We start from the raw sequence: 22,601 nt of genomic DNA, 5'->3' as shown, positions 1-22,601 counted from the left end.
ACCTCCCGTCCCGCGCAGGCACGGGGCGGGCGGCGCGGGGGTGGCTCAGCTGTGACCCGCGGCGTGACGCGGGTCATCCTCCTCGCTGGGATCCTCCCCGCGGGTGAGGGCGTCCCAGGCGGCGGCCGGGTCCTCCCCCGGGTCGATGCGGGCGGGCCCGGCCAGGGCCGCGCTGCGGTGGCGGCTGCCGCGGGGCCAGCGCCCGCCGACGACGAGGACCACCACGCCGAGCAGGACGACGAGGGCCGCGGCGCCGGAGGAGAGCAGCGGCCAAACGGTGGCCTCGGCCTGCACGGAGCCGCCGACCACGCCGGTGGCCTCGGCGACCGCACCGGCCGCCGCGGCGGCGGGGTCCTGCCGGGCGCCGACGGCGGACAGGGCGGCGCCGATGCCGGTCAGGACCATCACCGGACCGGTGACGACACGGACCCAGCGGGAGGACAACGAGGTCGCCACGGACGCGGCGAGGGCGGCCAGGGCGAGGGCGAGCACGGCGGGGGCGACGTCCCCGCCGCTGATGGCGAGGGACTGCTCGGTGCCCGTGAGATCGGGGGCCAGGGCCTGCACCCAGACGGGTCGGGTGCTGCCGGCCAGCAGGGCGGCGGCGAGGATGCTCGCGAGCACCACCGGAGCGCGGCCCAGCAGACGCGGCGCCCCTCCCCCGGCGGGGCGCGCGCTCCCGGCGGTGTCGACCGCCGCGGCGGCGTCGGTCCCTCCCGCGGCCCTCATGCCCGGCGCAGGGTGTCGGCGGAGGCCACGGCCCGCAGCGCGGCGGCGGCCTTGGACTGGGTCTCGCGGTGCTCGGCGGTGGGCCGCGAGTCGGCCACCACCCCGCCGCCGGCCTGCACGTGGGCGGTGCCGTCCTTCAGCACCGCGGTGCGGATGGCGATGGCCATGTCCATGTCCCCGGCGAAGTCGATGTAGCCGACGGTGCCGCCGTAGACCCCGCGCCGCACCGGCTCGAGCCGGTCGATGATCTTCATCGCGGAGGTCTTGGGCGCGCCGGAGAGGGTGCCCGCAGGGAAGGTGGCGCGCAGGGCGTCGTCGGCGCGGGCGTCCTCGCGGATCCGCCCGGTGACGGTGGAGACGATGTGCTGGATGTGCGAGAAGCGCTCGACGTGCATGAAGTCGCGCACCACCACGGTGCCGGGCTCGCAGAACCGCTGCAGGTCGTTGCGGGCCAGGTCCACCAGCATCAGGTGCTCGGAGCGCTCCTTGGGGTCGGCCAGCAGGTCCTCGGCGAGCTCGAGGTCCTCCTCGGGGGTGTCCCCGCGGGGCCGGGAGCCGGCGATGGGGTGGGTGGTGGCGGTGCGGCCGCGCACGGTCACCAGCGACTCCGGGCTGGCGCCGACCACGTCGATGGGCTCGCCCGCGGCGTCGCAGCTGCGCAGCAGGTACATGTAGGGGCTGGGGTTCATGCGCCGCAGCACCCGGTACACGTCCAGCGGGTCCGCCGCGGTGGGCAGCGAGAAGCGCTGGGAGGGCACCACCTGGAAGGCCTCGCCGTCGACGATGTCGCGGACGGCCTCGCGCACGGCGGCCTCGTAGTCGAGCTGGGCGGTGCGGGCCTTGGGCTCCAGCTCGGTGACGGTGCGGTACACCTGCGGACCGGTCGCGACGGGACGGTGCAGGGCCTCGCGCATCGCCTCCAGCCGGGAGACGGCGTCGTCGTAGGCGGCCTCGACCCGGTCGTCGGTGCCGTCGATGTTCAGGGCGTTGGCGACCAGGAGGGCGGTGCCGTCGTGGGCGTCGTGCACCACCACGTCCTGGGCCAGCAGCATCGAGAGGTCGGGGATCCCGATCTCGTCGGGCGGCACGTCCGGGAGCGTCTCCCAGTGGCGCACGGCGTCGTAGGCGACGAAGCCGACCAGGCCGCCGGTGAAGGGCGGGAGCTGGGGCATCCGGGCGGCGCGGAAGGCCGCGGTGATCTCGGCGAGGGCCTGCATCGGGTCGAGGTCGGCGGAGAGCCCGGCCGGGACGTCGCCGAGCCAGTGGGCGCGGCCGTCCTTCTCGGTGAGCACGGCGCGGGCGCGGGTGCCGATGATGGACCAGCGGGAGGCCTCGCCCTCCCCGGCGGACTCCAGCAGGAAGCTGCCGCGGGGGTCCTCGCCATCGGTGAGGCGGCGGTAGAGGGAGACGGGGGTGTCCTCGTCGGCGAGCAGGCGCAGGGTGACGGGCACGATGCGCTGGCGGGCGGCGAGGGCACGGAAGGTCTCGCGGTCCGGCCAGACCTCGCCGAGGAGCTCCCCCTCGATCCCGCCGACCAGCTCCGGGTACGGCTCGGGGGCGACGGTGGGATCGGGGGTGCTCATGCGGGGCGCTCCGAGGGGTCGAGGACACGGGCGGGCAGGTCCCCGCCGTCGAAACAGGTGGGGGTGCCACGGTGGCAGGCGGGGCCGAGCTGGTCGACCCGCAGCAGCAGGGTGTCGCCGTCGCAGTCCAGGGCGAGGGAGCGCACGTACTGCAGGTGTCCGGAGGTCTCGCCCTTGACCCAGTACTCCTGCCGGGAGCGGGACCAGTAGGTCGCCAGACCCGTGGTGAGGGTGCGGTGCAGGGCCTCCTCGTCCATCCAGCCGACCATCAGCACCCGGTCGTCGCCCGCGTCCTGCACCACGGCGGTGACCAGACCCGCCGGGTCCTTCTTCAGGCGCGCCGCGATCTCGGGGGCCAGCGCGGAGGGGCTCGCCGTCACAGGGCGCGCTCCAGCTCGCTCGCGCGGTCGGTGCGCTCCCAGGTGAACTCGGGCAGCTCGCGGCCGAAGTGGCCGTGCGCGGAGGTCAGGTGGTAGATCGGGCGCAGCAGGTCGAGGGCGTCGATGATCGCGGCGGGGCGCAGGTCGAAGACCTTGCGCACGGCCTGGGCGATCTGGTGGTCGGGCACGGTGCCGGTGCCGTGGGTGTCCACGTACAGGCCCACGGGGGCGGCCACGCCGATCGCGTAGGCCACCTGCACCTCGCAGCGCTCGGCCAGGCCGGCGGCGACGACGTTCTTGGCGACCCAGCGCATGGCGTAGGCGCCGGAGCGGTCGACCTTGCTGGGGTCCTTGCCGGAGAAGGCGCCGCCGCCGTGACGGGCCATGCCGCCGTAGGTGTCCACGATGATCTTGCGGCCGGTGAGGCCGGCGTCGCCCTTGGGGCCGCCGATGACGAAGCGGCCGGACGGGTTGATGTGGTAGGTCACGTCGGAGACGTCCAGGCCGTTGGCGGCGAGCTCCTCGAGCACGGGGGCGACGACGACCTGGCGGATGCCGGGTTCGAGCTGGCCGCGCACGTCGACGTCCTCGTCGTGCTGGGTGGAGACCACGATCGCCTCGACGCTGCGGGCCACCCCGTCGTCGTCGTAGCCGATGGAGACCTGGGTCTTGCCGTCGGGACGGAGGTAGGGCAGCACCCCGTGGCGGCGGGCCTCGGAGAGGTTCTGGGAGAGCCGGTGGGCGGCGTGCACGGGCAGCGGCATCAGCTCGGGGGTGTCGCGGCAGGCGTAGCCGAACATGAGGCCCTGGTCGCCGGCGCCGAGGTCGGCGAAGGTCTCGGTGGCGCCGCCGTCGCGGCGCTCCCAGGACTCGTCCACGCCCGCGGCGATGTCGGGGCTCTGGGAGCCGATGGACACCTCGACGCCGCAGGAGTCGGCGTCGAAGCCCTTCTCGGAGGAGTCGTAGCCGATGTCGCGGATGACGTCGCGGACGATCCTGGAGACATCGGTGTAGCCGGAGGTGCGGACCTCCCCCGCCACGTGCACCAGGCCGGTGGTCACCATCGTCTCCACGGCCACGCGGGCGGCGGTGTCCTGGGCGAGCATGTCGTCGAGGATCGCGTCGGAGATCTGGTCGCAGATCTTGTCGGGGTGGCCCTCGGTGACGGACTCGGAGGTGAAGGTGCGCAGCTCGCTCGTGCTCATGGGGTCCAGGGTACGGGGGCGGAGGGGACGGGTCGCGACGGCAGGGCGTCGAGGATCGCATGCGCCACCTGCGTCTTGTCCCCCGCGGCGGCGGCGAGCTCGGCGCCGGTGGCGTCCAGCAGGTGCACCGCGTTCTCGGCGCCGCCGAAGACGCCGGCGGAGACGTCGTTGAAGACCAGCAGGTCGGCGCCCTTGCGGCGGGCCTTGGCGCGGGCGTGCTCGAGCGCGGGGGTGTCCGCGTCCCCGGTCTCGGCGGCGAAGCCGACGATGACGGGTCCTCCTCCCTGCGCGCGCTGGCTCACACTGTGGCGCAGGATGTCGCGGGTGCGGCGCAGGGCGAGGGTCGGGACCTCCTCCCGCTCCCCCTCCCCGGCGCTCTCGTCCTTCTTGATCTTGGCGCCGGCGCGCTCGGCGGCGGTGAAGTCGGCGACGGCGGCCGCCATGACCAGCACGTCCGTGTCCGGGTCCGCCCCGGGCAGGCGCTCCTCGACCGCGGCGGCGAGCTCGGCGGCGGAGCCGACGTCGACGCGCTCGGCCCCGGGCGGGGTCTCGAGGTCGACGTTGGCGGCGAGCAGGGTGACGCGGGCGCCGCGGGCGAGGGCGGCGTGGGCGAGGGCGAAGCCCTGACGGCCCGAGGAGTGGTTGCCGAGGTAGCGCACCGGGTCGAGCTCCTCGCGGGTGCCGCCGGCGGTGATCAGCAGGTGCCGGCCCTCCAGGTCCCGGGCGACGGCGCCGTCGGCGGTGCGGGGGGCGGTGATCGCGGCGCGGGCGGCCTCGAGGATCGCCTCGGGCTCGGGCAGGCGGCCGGGGCCGGAGTCGGGGCCGGTGAGGCGGCCGACGGCGGGCTCGAGCACGGTGACGCCGCGCTCGCGCAGCACGGCCACGTTCTCGGTGGTGGCGGGATGCTCCCACATCTCGGTGTGCATCGCGGGGGCGAGCACCACGGGGGCGCGGGTGACCAGCAGGGAGGCGGTGAGCATGTCGTCGGCGCGGCCCTGGCGCAGCCGGGCCAGCAGGTCCGCGGTGGCGGGCGCGACGACGACCAGGTCGGCCTGCTGCCCGTGGCGGACGTGGGCGACCTCGTCGACGTCCTGGAAGACGCTGGTGAGCACCGGGTGGTGGCTGAGGGCCTCCCAGGTGGCCGTCCCGATGAACTCCAGGGAGGAGGCGGTGGGGACCACGCGCACCTCTGCCCCGGCACCGACAAGGCCGCGCACCAGGTGCGCGGCCTTGTAGGCGGCGATGCCGCCGCCGACGCCGACCAGGACCCGGGCTCCGGAGAGCCCGGCGGCGGGCGCGGTCATCTCAGAAGGTGAAGTCCGTCAGCGGCGCCTCGGGGGCGTCGTCGCCGAGCTTGAGCGGGGCCGGGGCGTCGGGGTCCGGCTCCTGGGCGGCGGCGAATTCCTCCTCGTCGACCTCGCGGACGGTGAGCAGGCCCTCATCGATCTCGCGCAGGGCGATGGAGAGCGCCTTCTCCTGGCTGTCGACGTCCACCAGGGGGCCGACGAACTCGAGCAGGCCCTCGGAGAGCTGCTCGTAGTAGGCGTTGATCTGGCGGGCGCGCTGGGAGGCGTACAGCACCAGGGCGTACTTGGAGTCGACGGTCTCCAGCAGACGGTCGATCGGCGGATTGGTGATGCCTTCGGGCTGAGCCACGGTTCCGGCCACGGAAGTCCCTTCCTCGATGGTGGACGTGCAACGGTCAAGGGTACGCCCTCGGCCCGGGTGGGGGCGAGGGCGACGGGGCGGGGCGCGCGTGACCTCCCGCACCCCGGGCGCTCAGACGCCGACGCCGATCAGGGCGGCGAGCTCCTCGGTGGCCCGCTCGACCCGGTCGTTGACGATCGTGACGTCGAACTCGGGCTCGGCGGCCAGCTCCGACCGAGCGGTGGTGAGGCGGCGCTCGCGCTCCTCGGCGTCCTCGGTGCCACGGCCGACGAGACGGTCCACCAGGGTGTCCCAGTCCGGCGGGGCCAGGAACACGAAGCGGGCCCCGGGGAGGGTCCGCCGCACCTGACGGGCCCCGGACAGGTCGATCTCCAGCAGCACGGGGCGTCCGGCGGCGACGGTCTCCTCGACCGGTCCGCGGGGGGTGCCGTAGCGGTGGCGGCCGTGGACGACGGCCCATTCGAGCATGCGGTCGGTCTCCACCAGCTCGGTGAAGACCTCCTCGCTCACGAAGTGGTAGTGCACCCCGTCGACCTCGCCCGGGCGCGGGGCGCGGGTGGTCGCGGAGACGGACAGCCAGATCTCGGGGAACCGCTCACGGATCCGCGCGGAGACGGTGCCCTTGCCGACCGCGGTGGGGCCGGCGAGCACGGTGACGGAGGCCGGCGCCGCAGCGGCACCGGCCTCCCCCGGGGTCGTCACTCCGAGAAGTGCGCGACGAGCTTCTCCGCCTGGTGCGAACCCAGGCCGCGGATCTTGCGGGACGGCGAGATGCCGATCTCCTCCATGATCTGCTGGGCCTTCACCTTGCCGACGCCCGGCAGGGCCTCGAGCAGGGCGGCGACGCGCAGGCGCCCGACGACCTCGTTGACCTCGGCCTCCTCGAGGACCTTCTGGATCTCCTCGCCGCGGCGACCGGCGCTGTCCTTGAGGCGGGCCTTGATGGCGGCGCGCTCGCGGCGGGCCTCGGCCGCCTTCTGCAGGGCCGCTTCGCGCTGCTCGGGAGTGAGGGGAGGGAGAGCCACGATTCTTACCTCTTCTGTAGCTGGTGATGCGAGGGGGCGGTGAGCCCCCGCCGGTGGGTAGAGCGTAACCCCATCCGAGTGGCGGAGCACACTTCCCGCGCCTACTCTCGCAGATCAGCGGCCTGCACGGCAGCCGAACCGGCGATCCGGACGGGACCGAGCGCCCGGCCCCGCCCGGCTCCCTCCGCCGGGCGCGAGGGCGCGGCGCTCAGCGGTACTGCGCGGTGAGCTCGCGGGCCCGTTCGCGCAGCGTCTCGGGGTCCGGGCCGGCCGCGAGCAGCCCGCGGGACAGCGAGACCAGCACGTGACCTGCGGATTCACCGAACACCTGGGACAGTTCGGCCGGTCCGGCGCCCTGGGCCCCGAAGCCGGGGGCCAGCAGCGGGGCGCTGGGCGCCGCCGTGGCGAGGCCCAGCTCCCGGTAGGCGTCCCCGACGGTCGCCCCGACCACCAGGCCGAGGGAGGACCAGCGGCCCTGCTCCCCCGCCCCCGGCGTGCCGCCGCCGCGGGCCTCGGCGTGTCGCGCGACGGTCACGGCGACGCTGTGCCCGGCCGCGTCCCGGGCGTGCTGCACCGCGGGGCCGTCGGGGTTCGAGGTCAGGGCCAGCAGGAAGGCGCCCTTGCCGTGCTCGAGGGCGAGGTCGATCGCGGGGTCCAGCGAGCCGGCCCCGAGGTACGGGCTGAGGGTGACGGCGTCGGCCTCCAGGGGCGCCCCGGGTCGCAGGTGCGCGGCGGCGTAGGCGCCCATGGTGGAGCCGATGTCCCCGCGCTTGACGTCGAGGATGCTGAGCACGCCCCGCGCGCGGGCTGCGGCCAGCAGCTCCTCGAGCACGGCGACGCCGCGGGAGCCGTGCCGCTCGAAGAAGGCCGACTGCGGCTTGATCGCGGCGACGTCCTCCCCCACCGCCTCCAGCACGGTCCTGGCGAAGACCCGCAGCGAGTCCGGGGTGTCGGGCAGGCCCCATGCCTCCAGCAGCGAGGCGTGGGGGTCGATGCCGGCCACCACGGGCCCGCGGGCGGCGACCGCGGCCTGCAGCCGTGCCCCGAAGGGGTCCGCGGCGCCGGCAGAGGTGGGGGTGCTCACGCGCTCGCCCCGGCGGTCTCCTGCTCGGCGCCGCGGGAGCGGGCCTCGACCAGACGGGCGGTGTGCGCCTGCAGGCTGGTCACCGCGAAGGGCTCCTCGGGCAGGGCCTCGATGGCCTGCACGGCCGCCTGGAACTCCTGCACCGTGGTGATGATCGGGACGTCCACGCTGGTCGCGGCCGCGCGGATGGCGTAGCCGTCGGCCCGGGCGTGGGAGCCCGAGGGGGTGTTCAGCACGAAGGCGATGCGGCCGGCCTCGATCAGGTCGATCACCGTGTCGCCATCGCCGGGCTGGGAGGCCTTGCGCAGCACCCGGCAGGGGATGCCGGAGCGGCGCAGCACCTTGCCGGTGCCTGCGGTGGTGAGGATCTCGAAGCTGAGCGCCGCGAGCCGCGCCGCGGGCAGCACCACGGAGCGCTTGTCCCGGTTCGAGACCGAGATGAACACGGCGCCGGAGGTCGGCAGGCCCTGCCCGGAGATCGCCAGCTGGGACTTCGCGAAGGCCAGCGGGAAGGTGGAGTCCAGGCCCATCACCTCGCCGGTGGAGCGCATCTCGGGGCCGAGCAGGGAGTCCACGGCGTGGCCCTCCGCGGTGCGGAACCGCTTGAAGGGCAGCACGGCCTCCTTCACGGCGATCGGGGCGTCGTCCGGCAAGGAGGTGCCGTCGCCCTCGGCGGGCAGCACCCGCTCCGCGCGCAGCTGTGCGACGGTGGCGCCGGCCATCACCCGGGCGGCGGCCTGGGCCAGCTGCACGCCGGTGGCCTTGGAGACGAAGGGCACCGTGCGGGAGGCGCGGGGGTTGGCCTCGAGCACGTAGAGGATGTCCTGGCTGAGCGCGTACTGCACGTTCAGCAGGCCGCGCACGCCGACGCCCTCGGCGATGGCGCGGGTGGACTCGCGGATCCGCTCGACCACCGCGTCGCCGAGGGTGACCGGCGGCAGGGTGCAGGCCGAGTCGCCGGAGTGGATGCCGGCCTCCTCGATGTGCTCCATGACGCCGCCGATGTACAGCTCCTCGCCGTCGTAGAGGGCGTCCACGTCGATCTCGGTGGCGGTGTCCAGGAAGCGGTCGATGAGGATCGGAGCCTCGGAGCGGCCGCCCTCGGGGAGGTTGCGGCCCACGTAGTCGGCGAGCTGCTGGTCGTCGTAGACGATCTCCATGCCGCGGCCGCCCAGCACGTAGCTGGGGCGCACCAGTACCGGGTAGCCGACCTGCGCAGCGACCTCGAGGGCGTCGCCGAGGGCCCAGGCGGTGCCGTAGGGCGGGGCGGGCAGATCGGCCTCGGCCAGCACGGCGCCGAAGTGGCCGCGGTCCTCGGCGAGGTCGATCGCGGAGGGGCTGGTGCCGATGACGGGCAGCCCGGCCTCCTCGAGGCGGCGGGCGAGCGAGAGCGGGGTCTGCCCGCCGAGCTGCACGATCACCCCGGCGACGGGGCCGACGGCCTTCTCGGCCTCGTACACCTCGAGGACGTCCTCGAAGGTGAGGGGCTCGAAGTAGAGCCGGTCGGCGACGTCGTAGTCGGTGGAGACGGTCTCCGGGTTGCAGTTGACCATGATGGTCTCGTAGCCGCCGCCGGGCAGCTCGCGGTCGCCGAGGGCGAAGGCCGCGTGCACGCAGGAGTAGTCGAACTCGATGCCCTGGCCGATGCGGTTGGGGCCGGAGCCGAGGATCATCACGGCGGGGCGCTCCCGCGGCTCGACCTCGGTCTCCTGCTCGTAGCTGGAGTAGTGGTACGGGGTGCGGGAGGCGAACTCGGCGGCGCAGGTGTCGACCGTCTTGAAGACAGGGGTGATGCCGAGGGCCTCACGGACCCCGCGCACCACCTCGCCGCGGCGGCCGCGCAGCGCGCCGATCTGCTCGTCGGACAGGCCGTGACGCTTGGCGGCACGCAGCAGCCCGGCGTCCAGCACCTCGGCGGCGCGGATGTCGGCGGCGAGCTCGGCGACCTGCAGCAGCTGGTCCAGGAACCAGCGGTCGATGGCGGTGGCCTCGTAGAGCCGGTCCAGGGTGTCGGCCACGTCGACCATGCCCTCGGCGGCGGCCCAGAGCACGCGGGAGACGGCCCGCAGGCGGGTGTCGGTGGGCACCCGGGCGCCCTCGATCAGCGCGGCGACCTCCTCGGCGCTGGGCGGCTCGCCGTGGTAGCCGAGCTGGGAGCCGGGCACGTCCAGGGAGCGCTGCGCCTTGCCGAGCGCCTCGGTGAAGCTGCGGCCGAGCGCCATCGCCTCCCCCACCGACTTCATGGTGGTGGTCAGCGTCGGGTCGGCGGCCGGGAACTTCTCGAAGGCGAAGCGGGGCACCTTCACCACGATGTAGTCCAGGGTGGGCTCGAAGCTCGCCGGGGTGGTGCCGGTGATGTCGTTGCGGATCTCGTCGAGGGTGTAGCCGATGGCCAGGCGCGCCGCGATCTTCGCGATCGGGAAACCGGTGGCCTTGGAGGCCAGGGCCGAGGAGCGGGAGACGCGCGGGTTCATCTCGATGACGACGATGCGGCCGGTGGCGGGGTCGACGGCGAACTGCACGTTGCAGCCGCCGGTGTCGACGCCGACCTCGCGGATGATGCCGATGCCGAGGTCGCGCAGCTTCTGCAGCTCGACGTCGGTCAGTGTCAGGGAGGGGGCCACGGTGATCGAGTCGCCGGTGTGCACGCCGACGGGGTCGACGTTCTCGATGGAGCAGACCACGACGCAGTTGTCCGCGCGGTCGCGCATCAGCTCGAGCTCGAACTCCTTCCAGCCCAGGATGGACTCCTCGAGCAGCACCTCGGTGGTGGGCGAGTAGTGCAGGCCGTCGCCGGCGATGCGGCGCAGGTCCTTCTCGTCGTAGGCCATGCCGGAGCCGAGGCCGCCCATGGTGAAGCTGGGACGCACGACCATCGGGTAGCCGAGGTCCTCGGCGGCGGCGAGGCAGTCGTCCATGGTGTGGCAGATGCGGGAGCGGGCGGACTCGCCGCCGACGGTCTCCACGACGTCCTTGAACAGGCTGCGGTCCTCGGCCTTCTGGATGGCGTCGAGGCTGGCGCCGATCATCTCGACGCCGAACTCGGCGAGGGTGCCGTTCTCGGAGAGGGCGACGGCGGCGTTCAGCGCGGTCTGCCCGCCCAGGGTGGGCAGGATCGCGTCGGGCCGCTCGGCGGCGATGATCGTGCGGATGACGTCCGGGTCGATCGGCTCGACGTAGGTGGCGTCGGCGATCTCGGGGTCGGTCATGATCGTGGCGGGGTTCGAGTTCACCAGGATCACCCGCAGGCCCTCCTCGCGGAGGACCCGGCAGGCCTGGGTGCCGGAGTAGTCGAACTCGGCGGCCTGGCCGATGACGATCGGGCCGGAGCCGATGACCAGGACGGAGGAGATGTCGGAACGGCGGGGCATCAGGACTCCTGGGAGAGGTCGGAGGCGGTGGAACCGGTGGCGCGGCGCTCGCGCACCATGTCCACGAGGCGGTCGAACAGGGGCGCGGCGTCGTGTGGTCCGGCCGCGGCCTCGGGGTGGTACTGGACGGAGTAGGCGGGGATGTCCAGGCAGCGCAGGCCCTCGACGACGTCGTCGTTCAGGCCGACGTGGGAGACGACCACGCGGCCGTAGCGGCCGTCGCCGTGGGGGGCGGGGTGTTCGCCCTCCAGGGGCACGTCCACGGCGAAGCCGTGGTTGTGCGCGGTGATCTCGACGGTGCCGGTGGCGCGGTCGAGCACGGGCTGGTTGATGCCGCGGTGGCCGTACTTCAGCTTGTAGGTGCCGAAGCCGAGGGCGCGGCCCAGCAGCTGGTTGCCGAAGCAGATGCCGAAGAAGGGGATGCCGGCGTCGAGCACGCCGCGCAGCAGTTCCACCTGCTCGTCGGCGGTGGCGGGGTCGCCGGGGCCGTTGGAGAAGAACACGGCATCGGGCTCGGTGGCCCGCAGCTCCTCCAGCGTGGTGGTGGCGGGCAGCAGGTGCACGCGCAGGCCGCGGGCGAGCATGGCGCGGGGGGTGGCGCCCTTGATGCCGAGGTCCACGGCGGCGACGGTGCCGATCGCCTCGCCCTCGGGCTCGAGCAGCACGGGCTGGGCGAGGGTCACCTCGTCCACGAAGCTGGCGCCGGCCATCTCGGGCTGGGCGCGGACCTGCTCGAGCAGGGCGTCCTGGCCGGCGGCGAGGGCGTCGCCGCTGAAGACGCCGCCGCGCAGGGAGCCGTGCTCGCGCAGGATGCGGGTGAGCATGCGGGTGTCGATGCCGGATATGCCGACGACGTCCTCGGCGACGAGCAGCTCATCGAGGGTCTGCTCGGCGCGCCAGTTGGAGGCGGTGCGACTGGCCTCACGCACGGCGTAGCCGCGCACCCACACCCGTGCGGACTCCATGTCCTCGGCATTGGCGCCGGTGTTGCCGATGTGGGGGGCGGTCTGGACGACGATCTGCCCGGCGTAGGAGGGGTCGGTGAGGGTCTCCTGGTAGCCGGTCATGCCGGTGGAGAAGACGACCTCGCCGAGGCGGGCTCCGCGGGCGCCGTAGGCGGTGCCGCGCAGGGCGGTGCCGTCCTCGAGCACCAGCAGGGCCGGCTCGGGGCGGGCGCGGCCGGGGCGGGGCGCCGCGGTCGGGGCGGAGGTCTGAGGGGGAGTGCTCATGGGGTGTCCTTCCGGGAGAGCAGGAGGTCGTGGTCGGCGCGGCGCTCGAGGCGCAGGCCGGTGTCCAGGAGGGTGTCGCCGAGGCGCCAGCGGATCACCAGCAGGCCGTCGCCGCCGACGGCCTTGCCGGCCATCGCCCCGGCGGAGCCGAGGGTGTCGACGTCGGCGGCGGGGATGGTGAGGTCCGGGGCGCCCTGGCGCTCGATGCGCCAGGAGCCGACCGCGCCGCGGACGAGGGTGGCCTTGGAGCGGGTGCCGAGGCCGTGGGCGACGACCCGCTCCAGCGGTGTGCCGGCCAGCACGGTGTCCACGTAGATCGCGGGGACGGGGCCGATCTCGGTGTCCTCGCCGAGGTCGGCGAGGCTGCTGGCGGTGTCCGGGGCGGGCAGGTGCGCCTGGGAGCGGCCGCGGCGGCGCCAGCCCAGCGCCATCAGGCCGAGGGCGGCGAGGAAGACGAGGGCCAGGATCAGGACGGGCAGGGCGCGGTCCACCGGCCCTCAGTCCTCCGCCAGGGCGCCGTCGCGCACGGTGACGCGGCCGGCGTGGACGGTGAGGCGGTTGCGGCCGGGCAGCTCCGTGCCCGCGTAGGGGCTGTTGGTGCTGCGGGAGGCGTGCTCGGCCGGGTCCACGGGGGCGGCGGGGCGGGGGTCCCAGACCAGCAGGTGCGCCGGGGAGCCGACCTCCAGCGGTCGGCCCTGGTCCTCGTCGCGTCCGATCCGCGCGGGCGTCTCGGACATCACCCGGGCCACGTCCCGCCAGCTCAGGGTGCCGGGGTCGACCATGGTCGCCTGCACCACCGCGAGGGCGGTCTCCAGGCCGGTCATGCCCATGGCGGCCCGGTCCCATTCGCGGTCCTTGGCGTCGCGGGGGTGGGGGGCGTGGTCGGTGGCGACGATGTCGATGGTGCCGTCGGCCAGGCCCTCGCGGACCGCATGGACGTCGGCCTCGGTGCGCAGCGGCGGGTTCACCTTGTAGCGGGCGTCGAAGCCGCGCACGGACTCGTCGGTCAGCAGCAGATGGTGCGGGGTGACCTCGGCGGTGACGGCGATGCCGCGCGCCTTGGCCCAGCGCACGATGTCGACGCTGCCGGCGGTGGAGAGGTGGCAGACGTGCAGGCGGGAGCCGACGTGCTGGGCCAGCAGCACGTCGCGGGCGATGATCGACTCCTCGGCGACGGCGGGCCAGCCGGCCAGGCCGAGCTCCGCGGAGACGACGCCCTCGTGCATCTGGGCGCCCTCGGTCAGGCGCGGGTCCTGGGCGTGCTGGGCGATGACGCCGTCGAAGGACTTCACGTACTCCAGGGCGCGGCGCATCAGCACCGGGTCGTGCACGCACTTGCCGTCGTCGCTGAACACGCGGACGCGGGCGCGGGAGCGGGCCATCGCGTCGAGCTCGGCGAGCCGCTCCCCCGCAAGGCCCACGGTGACGGCGCCGACAGGGCGCACGGTGCACCAGCCGGCGGCCTCGCCCTGGCGGGCGACCTGCTCGACGACGCCTGCGGTGTCGGCGGTGGGGGTGGTGTTGGCCATCGCGTGCACGGCGGTGTAGCCGCCGCGGGCGGCGGCGCGGGAGCCGGACTCGACGGTCTCGGCCTCCTCCCCGCCGGGCTCGCGGAGGTGGGTGTGCAGATCGACCAGGCCGGGCAGCAGCACGCAGCCGTCCGCCTGGATCACCTCGGCGCCGGCGGGGGCCTCGAGGCCGGCGCCGAGCGCGGTGATGGTGCCGTCCTCGATGAGCACGTCGGCGACGTCCTCGCCGTAGGGGCGGCCGCCGCGGACCAGGAGGGCGGAGCTCGGGGTGCTGGGGGTAACGGTCATCGGGCGTCCTCCCGGGCGTCGGTGGCGAGCAGGTGGTAGAGCACGGCCATGCGGACGAACACGCCGGAGGCGACCTGTTCGACGATGACGCTGCGGGGGCCGTCGGCCACGTCCCCGGCGATCTCGAAGCCGCGGTTCATCGGGCCGGGGTGCAGCACGAGGGCGTGCTCGGGCAGGGCGGCGGCGCGGGCGGTGGACAGGCCGTAGCGGCGGGCGTACTCCCCCGCGGTGGGGAAGAAGCCGCCGCCGACCATCCGCTCGCGCTGGACGCGCAGCATCATCACGGCGTCCGGGCCCTCGGCGAGGGCCGCGTCGAGGTCGTAGGAGATCTCGCAGGGCCAGGCGGAGGCGCCGACGGGCACCAGCGCGGGCGGCGCGACCAGGGTGACGCGGGCTCCGAGCAGGTCCAGCAGCAGCACGTTGGAGCGGGCCACGCGGGAGTGCAGCACGTCGCCGACGATCACCACGTGCAGACCGGCCAGGTCGGCGCGGGGGTCGCCGGGGCGCAGGTGGCGGCGCAGGGTGAAGGCGTCGAGCATCGCCTGGGTGGGGTGCTCGTGGGCGCCGTCACCGGCGTTGACGATGGGCTGGTCGATCCAGCCGGCATGGGCCAGCAGGTGGGCGGCACCGGAGGAGCCGGAGCGCACCACGACCGCGTCGGCGCCCATCGCCTGCAGGGTGAGGGCGGTGTCCTTGAGGGACTCGCCCTTGGAGACGCTGGAGCCCTTGGCGGAGAAGTTGATGACGTCCGCGGAGAGGCGCTTGGCGGCGGCCTCGAAGCTGATCCGGGTGCGGGTGGAGTCCTCGAAGAAGAGGTTCACCACGGTGGTGCCGACCAGGGTGGGCAGCTTGCGGATCGAGCGGGACTGGGTCGCCGCCATGTGCTCGGTGGTGGCGAGGACCTCGAGGGCCTCGGTGCGGTCGAGGTCGGCGATGGAGATGAAGTGCCTCATGCGCGCCCCTCCTCCGCGGCGGGCCGCTCGATGTCCACGGCGTCCTCCCCGTCGGTCTCCGCCAGGTGCACCGATACCCGTTCGCTGCGGGAGGTGGGGAGGTTCTTGCCGACGTGGTCGGCGCGGATCGGCAGCTCCCGGTGGCCGCGGTCCACGAGCACCGCGAGGCGCACGGCGGCGGGGCGGCCGATGGCGCCGAGCGCGTCGAGGGCGGCGCGGATGGTGCGGCCGGAGTAGAGCACGTCGTCCACGAGCACCACGGTGCGGCCGTCGATGCCGGCGCGGGGGATGCGGGTGGGCCCGGGGGCGCGGGTGGGGTGGCGGCGCAGGTCGTCCCGGTACATCGTGATGTCCAGGGAGCCGGCGAGGTCCTCGAGGGGTCGTCCGAGGCCCTCGGCCTCGAGGATCTGGGCGGCGAGCCGCTCGGCGAGGGGGACCCCGCGGTGCGGGATGCCCAGGAGGACGAGGTCCTCGGCGCCGTGCCCGGATTCGAGGATCTCATGGGCGATGCGGCGCAGGGAGCGGCGGATCTCCTCGGGGCCGAGGATCCGGCTGCGCTCCCCCCTCCCGTCGCCGGATGGGGTGGTCTGCTCGGTCATGTCTCTCCCTTCCACGCCTCACGGGACGTGCGGTTAAAGGGGTGCGCGGCGCCGCCGCGCGGGCCGGGGCCGAGTCTAGCCCGGGGAGCCGAGGGGCCGGGCGGGCGACCGCGGCCCGGACGGGGGTCGAGGCCGCGTCGCCGCGGGCGGATCACCCCAGCAGGCCCTGCAGATCGACCAGTCGCTGCAGCAGACCGTTGACGAAGCGGGGCGAATCGTCCGTGGAGAGCGCCTCGGCGATCTTGGTGTACTCGCCGATCACGGCGCCGCGCTCCCCGGGCTCCGTGACGAACAGCACCTCGGCGGCGCCGAGGCGGAGGATCGCGCGGTCCACCGCGGGCATGCGGCGCAGCGGCCAGTCGCGGGTGTAGGTCTCGAGCTGCTCGTCGACCTCTTCGGCGCGGGAGGCGTAGAGCTCCACCAGCTCCTGGGCGCGGGCGGGCAGGGGGGTCTGGGCGGCGGTGTGCCTGCGGCGCTCGGCGAGCACCTCGAGCACGGGGGCCCGCCGGGCGTCGGCCTCGAACAGCACGTCCAGGGCGCGGATGCGCTCCTTGGTGCGCGAGTGCAGGCGGTCGGCGCGGGCGGGGACGGTGCGTTCGAAGGCGACCTCGGCCCCCTCCCGGGTGGGGAGGGGAAGGCCGGGGTCCTTCTGGTCGCGGCGGGACTCAGGCACGCTCGCGGTACTCCCCGGTGCGGGTGTCGACCTTGACCTTCTGGCCCTGCTCGAGGAACAGCGGCACCTGGATCTCGCGGCCGGTCTCGAGGGTGGCGGGCTTGGTGCCGCCGTTGGAGCGGTCGCCCTGCAGGCCCGGCTCGGTGAAGGAGATCTCGAGGATCACGGAGGCGGGCAGCTCGACGGAGAGCGCGGCGCCGTCGTGGAAGGCGATCACCACGTCCTGGCCCTCGAGCATGAGGTCGCGGACGTCACCGACCACGTCGGCGGTCAGGGAGACCTGCTCCCAGGTGGTGGTGTCCATGAAGACGTACAGGTCGCCGTCGAGGTAGGAGTACTGCATGTCGCGGCGGTCGACGGTGGCCGTCTCGACCTTGAGGCCGGCGTTGAAGGTCTTGTCGATGGTCTTGCCGGAGAGCACGTTCTTGAGCTTGGTGCGCACGAAGGCGGGGCCCTTGCCCGGCTTGACGTGCTGGAACTCGACGACGCTCCAGAGGTTGCCGTCGATCACCAGCACCATGCCGTTCTTCAGGTCGTTCGTGGTCGCCATGGGTCTCCTCGGATGCGGTGCGGGCAGGCTGGTGCCCGTCGGATGGTCTGCGGGGTGCGCGCGGGGCGTGCCGCGCGTCGTCCAGGATAGCGCGCGGGGCCGTGGGACCCGAGGGCCGGACTCAGGCGCGGGAGGTGAGGTCCACCATCGTCACCAGGCGCTCCAGCAGGGGGTGGGCGGCGCTCTCCTCGCGCCAGCCGCTCGTCTTCAACGCGCGGGAGACGGACTGCTGGGTGATGCCGAGGTGCTCGGCGAGCTGGACCTGAGTGGCGTCGGGCTGCTCGCGCAGGGCGTGGACCACGCGCCACTGGCCGCGGTTGCGGGTGGCGATCATCCAGCCGACCAGACGCAGCACCGCCTCGGCGTCGGCGGCGGTGTCCTGCTGGCGAGGGTCGGCGGCGCGGATCGCGAGCGGTACCTGGGAGGTGGTGCGGGCGGCGTGCACGGCCCGGGCGGCCGCCTCGACGGCGGGGCCGGTGATCGCACGGGTGGGGGTGGGCAGCGGGTCGGGCACCGCCCCGATCCCCCAGCCGATGGACCAGCTGCCCAGCTCGGACGCCCGCAGCACCGCGGCCAGGGCGGTGCCGGCGCGGTCGGCGAGGGCCAGGGCGTCGCTGCCGGCGGTGCGCTCGGGCTCGCGGCGCAGGCCGAGGCCGCCGAGCGCCTCCACGAGGGCCGGGAAGGGGTCGGGGTCCTGCGCGCCGCGGCGCGGGGTGAAGCTCAGCACATGCACCCGGGCACGGTACCACCGAGCACCGCGAGATCACCCTTTTTCGCGCGACACTCGCGCCACGCAGTGATTCGTCTGTTGCGAAATGGGCGAGATGCGCCAGAGGCGGCGGCCCCGCGGCGTCGGCCGCTCCCCCGCCCTTCCGCCGGGCCCGGGCAGCGCCTACCGTCGGGGCATCGCCGACGCGCACCGCCGCGCCGCCCGGACGAAGGAGGAGCCATGGTCCCGTCGGAGGCCGCCGAGCACCCGGAGCAGCAACGGCTGCTCACCCGCATCCGGGCCCATCTGGAGCGGCGCGGCGAGACCGCTCCGGTGCGGGAGAAGGCGATGTTCGGGGTGCGGGCCCTGATGCTCGGCGAGGAGATGCTGGTCTCCGCCCACCGGGACGGATCCCTGCTCGCCCGGGTGCGCCCGGCCGACCACGAGGAGCTGGTGGGCCGCCCCGGCGCCGCGCAGGCCGAGATGGGCGCCGGACGCAGCATGGGCGCGGGCTGGATCAGCGTGCAGGCCGAGGCGCTGGAGGACGAGGCGGAGCTGGCGCACTGGCTGGACGCGGCGCTGCTGCGGCACCGGGAGTCCGCGGGCGGCTGAGCCGGTCAGGCCGGGCGGGCTCAGGCCAGCTCGACGAGCTCCTGGTAGGAGGCGTTCCAGAGGTCCTCGACGGCGTCCGGCATCATCAGCACCCGCTCGGGGGAGAGGGCCTCGACGGCGCCCGGGTCGTGGGAGACCAGCACCACGGCGCCCTCGAAGGCCGCGAGCGCCCCGAGGATCTCCTGCCGGGAGGCGGGGTCGAGGTTGTTCGTGGGCTCGTCCAGCAGCAGCACGTTCGCGCTGGAGACCACCAGGGTCGCGAGCGCGAGGCGGGTCTTCTCGCCGCCGGAGAGCACCCCGGCGGGCTTGTGCACGTCGTCGCCGCTGAACAGGAAGGAGCCCAGGATCTTGCGGGCCTCCACCTCGGGCAGCTCCAGGGAAGCGCTCATCATGTTCTCGAGCACCGTGCGGTCCCCGTCGATGGTCTCGTGCTCCTGGGCGTAGTAGCCCACGCGCAGGCCGTGCCCGGGCAGCAGGCCGCCGGTGTCGGGGGCGTCCACGCCGGCGAGGATCCGCAGCAGGGTGGTCTTGCCGGCGCCGTTCAGGCCCAGGATCACCACCTTGGAGCCGCGGTCGATGGCGAGGTCCACCCCGGTGAAGATCTCCAGGGAGCCGTAGGACTTCGAGAGGTCCTCGGCCATCAGCGGCGTCTTGCCGCAGGCGGCGGGCTTGGGGAAGCGCAGCGAGGCGACGCGGTCGCTCTGGCGGTCCTCCTCGGTGCCCTCCAGCAGCCGCTCGGCGCGGCGCAGCATGTTCTGCGCGGCGACGGCCTTGGTGGCCTTGGCGCGCATCTTGTCGGCCTGGGCGGTGAGCTGGGTGGCCTTCTTCTGGGCGTTCTGGCGCTCGCGGCGCCGACGCTTCTCGTCGTCCTCGCGCTGGCGCTGGTACTGCTTCCAGCCCATGTTGTAGATGTCGATCTCGGCGCGGTTCGCATCGAGGTAGAACACCTTGTTGACGACCTGCTCGACGAGCTGCACGTCGTGGGAGATGACGATCAGGCCGCCGCGGTAGGTCAGCAGGTACTCGCGCAGCCACACCACCGAGTCGGCGTCGAGGTGGTTGGTGGGCTCGTCCAGGATCATGGTGGTGGCCTGGGAGAACAGGATGCGGGCGAGCTCCACGCGGCGGCGCTGGCCGCCGGAGAGGGTGCCGAGGGTCTGCTCCAGCAGGCGGTTGGGGAGCCCGAGGTTCGCGGCCATCCGCTTGGCCTCGGCCTCGGCCGCGTAGCCGCCGCGGGAGTCGAGCTCGGCCTCGAGCGTCGGGTAGCGGTTCATCGCCTTCTCGCGCTTGGCCTCGCTGAGGGACATGTCCCCCATCTCCTCCTCGGCGCGACGCAGCCGGTTCAGCACGTCGTCCAGGCCGCGGGCGGAGAGGATGCGGGCGAGCACCAGCTCATCCGGGTCGCCGGTCTGCGAGTCCTGCGGCAGGTAGCCCAGCTCGCCGGAGACCTCGACGCTGCCCTCGGTGGGCGCGAGGGTTCCCGAGAGCACCTTGGTCAGGGTGGTCTTGCCGGCGCCGTTGCGACCCACCAGGCCGATGCGGTCCCCGTCGGTCACCTGGAAGGACACGTCGCTCATGAGCAGGCGGGCGCCCACGCGGATGGCGAGGTCGTGCACGGTGATCACGGCGGGTCTCCTGGGGGGTCGAGGGAGCGGGAGAGGACGACGGCCGGCGCGGACTGGGCGCATCCGGGCCGGAGCGAGTCTATGGGCGCTCCCCTCCCCCGGTCGCCCCGATACCCCTGCCGGGTGCCGCGACCCACAGCCCCGCGCCGCCGCCGGGCCCCGCGTCGGTCACGGGCGCGGTTCCCCGGTCGCGCGGCCGGACATCTCCGTGCCGCCCGTTCCGCAGGTCACGGGCCGGTCACACGGGCTCGCCGAATGGCCGCCGCGGGCCGACACGGGATGCCATAGTGGTCCCGTCCGTCAGCGTCGACGGTCACCGAGAGAGTTGAGGAGAGAACCCCGCATGCGCATCGGCGTCCCCCGGGAGATCAAGAACCACGAGAACCGGGTGGGCCTCACGGCCGCCGGAGTCCACGAGCTCGCCCTGCGGGGCCACGAGGTGCTGGTCGAGAGCGGGGCCGGGGTCGGCTCCCGTATCCCGGACACCGATTACGTGGCCGCGGGGGCCCGCATCCTGCCCACCGCCGAGGAGGTGTGGGACGGCGCCGACATGATCGTGAAGGTGAAGGAGCCGCTGCCCGCCGAGTACCCGCGGATGCGCAAGGGGCAGGTGCTGTTCACCTATCTGCATCTCGCGGCCGACGAGGCCCTCACCCGGGCACTGCTGGACTCCGGCATCACCGCCATCGCCTACGAGACCGTGCAGCTGCCGGACCGCTCCCTGCCGCTGCTGGCGCCCATGAGCGCCATCGCCGGGCGCCTGGCCACCCAGGTCGCGGCCTATCACCTGATGGCACCGCTGGGCGGTTCCGGCGTGCTGATGGGCGGCGTGCCCGGCACCGGAGAGGCGCACGTGGTGGTGCTCGGCGGCGGTGTGGTCGGAGAGCAGGCCGCGATGATGGCGCTGGGCCTGCACGCGCAGGTCACCGTGATGGACGTGAGCGTGCCGCGCCTCGCGCAGATCGCGAACGTCCACGACGGCCGCATCCTCACCCGCTACTCCACCACCCTGGACGTCGCCACCCAGGTGGCCGACGCCGACGTGGTGATCGGCTCGGTGCTGATCCCCGGCAAGAAGGCCCCGAAGCTGGTCACCGAGGAGATGGTCTCCACCATGAAGGCCGGGTCGGTGCTGGTGGACGTCGCCATCGACCAGGGCGGCTGCTTCGAGAACTCCCGCCCCACCACCCACGCCGACCCGACGTTCACGGTGCACGACACGGTGTTCTCCTGCGTCGCGAACATGCCCGGCTCGGTGCCGGTCACCGCCACGGCGGCGCTGACCAACGCGACCCTCCCCTATGTGCTGCGGCTGGCGAGCGGGGACTGGCGGGAGACCCTCCGCGCCGATCCGGCCCTCGCCGCCGGGCTGCACACCCACGACGGCGCCCTCACCCACGCCGGCACCGGCGAGGCGCACGGCATCGAGGTCGCCGACACCGCCGCGGTGATCGCCGGCTGACCGACTCCGCGCGAGGACCGCACGAGGACGAGGAGGACAGGGCCCCGCCCCCGCGCACGGCGGGGACGGGGCCCTGGTCGTCGGCGCCGCAGGAGACGGCGCCGGGAAGTGACTCAGCTCGGACTCGGCTCAGAGGTTGAAGCCGATCGCGCGCAGCTGCTCGCGGCCGTCCTCGGTGATCTTCTCCATGCCCCACGGCGGCATCCACACCCAGTTGATGCGGTGGGACTCGGTGATCGGGTCGAGCACCGCGAAGGTCTGCTCCTCCAGCAGGTCGGTCAGCGGGCAGGCCGCGGAGGTCAGGGTCATGTCGATGACGGCATTGCCCTCCTCGACGGTGACCCCGTAGACCAGGCCCAGGTCGACGACGTTGATCCCCAGCTCGGGATCGATGACGTCCTTCATGGCCTCGGTGACCTGCTCGGCCGTGACGGTCTCGGCGGGCATCCCGGTGCCCTCGGCGGACGTGGTCATGACGTGCTCTCCGTTCTCCGCGGCGCGCCGCGGGAGGCGATCAGTTCGCGGCCGCCAGGAAGCGGTCGTAGCCCTCGGACTCGAGCTGCTCGGCCAGCTCGGGGCCGCCCTGCTCGGCGATCCGGCCGTTCACGAAGACGTGCACGAAGTCCGGCTTCACGTAGCGCAGGATGCGGGTGTAGTGGGTGATGAGCATGATGCCCACGTCGGTGTTCTCCTTGGCGCGGTTCACGCCGTCGGAGACGATGCGCAGCGCGTCCACGTCGAGGCCGGAGTCGGTCTCGTCGAGGATGGCCATGGAGGGCTTGATGAGCTGCATCTGCAGGATCTCGTGGCGCTTCTTCTCGCCGCCGGAGAAGCCCTCGTTGACGTTGCGCTCCGCGAAGGCGGGGTCCATGCGCAGGTCGTCCATGGCGCCCTTGACGTCCTTGACCCAGGTGCGCAGCGAGGGTGCCTCGCCGTCGATCGCGGTCTTGGCGGTGCGCAGGAAGTTCGAGACGGTCACGCCGGGGACCTCGACCGGGTACTGCATGGCCAGGAACAGGCCGGCGCGGGCGCGCTCGTCCACGCTCATCTCCAGCACGTCCTCCCCGTCCAGGGTCACCGAGCCCTCGGTGATCTCGTACTTGGGGTGGCCGGCCAGTGCGTAGGCGAGGGTGGACTTGCCGGAGCCGTTGGGGCCCATGATCGCGTGGGTCTCCCCGCCGCGGATGGTGAGGTCGACGCCCTTGAGGATCTGCTTGGTGCCCTCGGGGGTCTCGACGGTGGCGTGGAGGTTCTTGATCTCCAGGACAGACATGGGTGGTTCTCCTTGACCAGGGATGCTGGTGGGTAGCGGAACGAAGGGTGTGGT

23 protein-coding genes are annotated in these 22,601 nt (G+C 73.8%); 2 read left to right on the top strand and 21 right to left on the bottom strand.

Annotation, left to right across the window (positions count from 1 at the left end; genetic code table 11):
* Window positions 1–45: 45 nt before the first annotated feature.
* The 18 genes from OM98_RS09845 to OM98_RS09760 form a co-directional block, all read right to left on the bottom strand.
* A complete protein-coding gene (locus tag OM98_RS09845) occupies window positions 46–729 on the bottom strand; it encodes a Trp biosynthesis-associated membrane protein (protein ID WP_010534454.1) in 684 nt (227 codons plus the stop codon).
* On the bottom strand, window positions 726–2,312 hold the full coding sequence (locus tag OM98_RS09840) for an anthranilate synthase component I (RefSeq protein ID WP_010534453.1): 1,587 nt from the start codon (window positions 2,310–2,312) through the stop codon (window positions 726–728). Before OM98_RS09840 ends, OM98_RS09845 begins: the two co-directional genes overlap by 4 nt.
* Window positions 2,309–2,692: a phosphoribosyl-AMP cyclohydrolase gene (hisI, locus tag OM98_RS09835; protein ID WP_010534452.1), complete on the bottom strand. Its 384-nt coding sequence runs from the start codon at window positions 2,690–2,692 to the stop codon at window positions 2,309–2,311. Before hisI ends, OM98_RS09840 begins: the two co-directional genes overlap by 4 nt.
* Entirely contained in the window at window positions 2,689–3,897 is a 1,209-nt protein-coding gene (gene metK, locus OM98_RS09830) for a methionine adenosyltransferase (RefSeq protein ID WP_010534451.1), read from the bottom strand. The genes hisI and metK overlap by 4 nt, the downstream gene beginning before the upstream one ends.
* On the bottom strand, window positions 3,894–5,201 hold the full coding sequence (gene coaBC / locus OM98_RS09825) for a bifunctional phosphopantothenoylcysteine decarboxylase/phosphopantothenate--cysteine ligase CoaBC (protein ID WP_010534450.1): 1,308 nt from the start codon (window positions 5,199–5,201) through the stop codon (window positions 3,894–3,896). The genes metK and coaBC overlap by 4 nt, the downstream gene beginning before the upstream one ends.
* Window position 5,202: 1 nt before the next feature.
* Window positions 5,203–5,565, bottom strand: a complete 363-nt coding sequence (gene rpoZ / locus OM98_RS09820) for a DNA-directed RNA polymerase subunit omega (protein WP_010534449.1) — start codon at window positions 5,563–5,565, stop codon at window positions 5,203–5,205.
* Between the two features lie 111 nt (window positions 5,566–5,676).
* On the bottom strand, window positions 5,677–6,267 hold the full coding sequence (gene gmk, locus OM98_RS09815) for a guanylate kinase (RefSeq protein WP_010534448.1): 591 nt from the start codon (window positions 6,265–6,267) through the stop codon (window positions 5,677–5,679).
* Window positions 6,264–6,590, bottom strand: coding sequence for an integration host factor, actinobacterial type (gene mihF, locus OM98_RS09810; protein ID WP_010534447.1), 327 nt, complete (start codon window positions 6,588–6,590; stop codon window positions 6,264–6,266). Before mihF ends, gmk begins: the two co-directional genes overlap by 4 nt.
* Window positions 6,591–6,798: 208 nt before the next feature.
* Complete coding sequence (gene pyrF, locus OM98_RS09805; RefSeq protein ID WP_010534446.1) at window positions 6,799–7,674, bottom strand: orotidine-5'-phosphate decarboxylase; 876 nt, start codon at window positions 7,672–7,674, stop codon at window positions 6,799–6,801.
* Window positions 7,671–11,045 (bottom strand): carbamoyl-phosphate synthase large subunit, encoded by a 3,375-nt coding sequence (gene carB, locus OM98_RS09800; protein WP_010534445.1) that lies wholly within the window; start codon window positions 11,043–11,045, stop codon window positions 7,671–7,673. Before carB ends, pyrF begins: the two co-directional genes overlap by 4 nt.
* A complete protein-coding gene (carA, locus tag OM98_RS09795; RefSeq protein WP_010534444.1) occupies window positions 11,045–12,274 on the bottom strand; it encodes a glutamine-hydrolyzing carbamoyl-phosphate synthase small subunit in 1,230 nt (409 codons plus the stop codon). Before carA ends, carB begins: the two co-directional genes overlap by 1 nt.
* Complete coding sequence (locus tag OM98_RS09790; protein ID WP_010534443.1) at window positions 12,271–12,765, bottom strand: PH-like domain-containing protein; 495 nt, start codon at window positions 12,763–12,765, stop codon at window positions 12,271–12,273. Before OM98_RS09790 ends, carA begins: the two co-directional genes overlap by 4 nt.
* 6 nt (window positions 12,766–12,771) lie before the next feature.
* Window positions 12,772–14,091 carry a dihydroorotase gene (locus tag OM98_RS09785; RefSeq protein WP_010534442.1) on the bottom strand — a complete coding sequence of 440 codons (1,320 nt, stop codon included), beginning with the start codon at window positions 14,089–14,091 and terminating at the stop codon, window positions 12,772–12,774.
* Complete coding sequence (locus OM98_RS09780) at window positions 14,088–15,044, bottom strand: aspartate carbamoyltransferase catalytic subunit (protein WP_010534441.1); 957 nt, start codon at window positions 15,042–15,044, stop codon at window positions 14,088–14,090. The genes OM98_RS09785 and OM98_RS09780 overlap by 4 nt, the downstream gene beginning before the upstream one ends.
* Window positions 15,041–15,643, bottom strand: a complete 603-nt coding sequence (gene pyrR / locus OM98_RS09775) for a bifunctional pyr operon transcriptional regulator/uracil phosphoribosyltransferase PyrR (protein ID WP_010534440.1) — start codon at window positions 15,641–15,643, stop codon at window positions 15,041–15,043. The genes OM98_RS09780 and pyrR overlap by 4 nt, the downstream gene beginning before the upstream one ends.
* A 151-nt stretch (window positions 15,644–15,794) precedes the next feature.
* Window positions 15,795–16,316 (bottom strand): transcription antitermination factor NusB, encoded by a 522-nt coding sequence (nusB, locus tag OM98_RS09770; RefSeq protein WP_010534439.1) that lies wholly within the window; start codon window positions 16,314–16,316, stop codon window positions 15,795–15,797.
* Window positions 16,309–16,866: an elongation factor P gene (efp, locus tag OM98_RS09765; protein WP_010534438.1), complete on the bottom strand. Its 558-nt coding sequence runs from the start codon at window positions 16,864–16,866 to the stop codon at window positions 16,309–16,311. The genes nusB and efp overlap by 8 nt, the downstream gene beginning before the upstream one ends.
* 121 nt (window positions 16,867–16,987) lie before the next feature.
* Window positions 16,988–17,599, bottom strand: a complete 612-nt coding sequence (locus OM98_RS09760) for a MarR family transcriptional regulator (RefSeq protein ID WP_029362799.1) — start codon at window positions 17,597–17,599, stop codon at window positions 16,988–16,990.
* 216 nt (window positions 17,600–17,815) lie between these two features.
* Between OM98_RS09760 and OM98_RS09755 the strand changes: the two genes are divergently transcribed.
* On the top strand, window positions 17,816–18,187 hold the full coding sequence (locus OM98_RS09755; protein WP_010534436.1) for a TfoX/Sxy family protein: 372 nt from the start codon (window positions 17,816–17,818) through the stop codon (window positions 18,185–18,187).
* Between the two features lie 20 nt (window positions 18,188–18,207).
* Here OM98_RS09755 and OM98_RS09750 read toward each other — a convergent pair whose 3' ends face one another.
* The gene (locus OM98_RS09750; RefSeq protein WP_010534435.1) at window positions 18,208–19,812 is read right to left on the bottom strand and encodes an ABC-F family ATP-binding cassette domain-containing protein; all 1,605 of its coding nucleotides are present in this window, start codon (window positions 19,810–19,812) and stop codon (window positions 18,208–18,210) included.
* A gap of 343 nt (window positions 19,813–20,155) precedes the next feature.
* Here OM98_RS09750 and ald point away from each other — a divergent pair, with 343 nt between their 5' ends.
* Window positions 20,156–21,274, top strand: coding sequence for an alanine dehydrogenase (ald, locus tag OM98_RS09745; RefSeq protein WP_010534434.1), 1,119 nt, complete (start codon window positions 20,156–20,158; stop codon window positions 21,272–21,274).
* 129 nt (window positions 21,275–21,403) lie between these two features.
* On the opposite strand, the gene OM98_RS09740 is transcribed toward ald, so the two are convergent.
* Both OM98_RS09740 and sufC read right to left on the bottom strand, forming a co-directional pair.
* Window positions 21,404–21,748, bottom strand: a complete 345-nt coding sequence (locus tag OM98_RS09740) for a metal-sulfur cluster assembly factor (protein ID WP_010534433.1) — start codon at window positions 21,746–21,748, stop codon at window positions 21,404–21,406.
* A 40-nt stretch (window positions 21,749–21,788) separates the two neighbouring features.
* Window positions 21,789–22,547 (bottom strand): Fe-S cluster assembly ATPase SufC, encoded by a 759-nt coding sequence (sufC, locus tag OM98_RS09735; protein WP_010534432.1) that lies wholly within the window; start codon window positions 22,545–22,547, stop codon window positions 21,789–21,791.
* Window positions 22,548–22,601 lie beyond the last annotated feature (54 nt).

The organism is Brachybacterium squillarum M-6-3 (assembly GCF_000225825.1).
GTDB classification, from domain to species: domain Bacteria; phylum Actinomycetota; class Actinomycetes; order Actinomycetales; family Dermabacteraceae; genus Brachybacterium; species Brachybacterium squillarum.
This window is presented reverse-complemented; position numbering and strand designations above follow the sequence as displayed.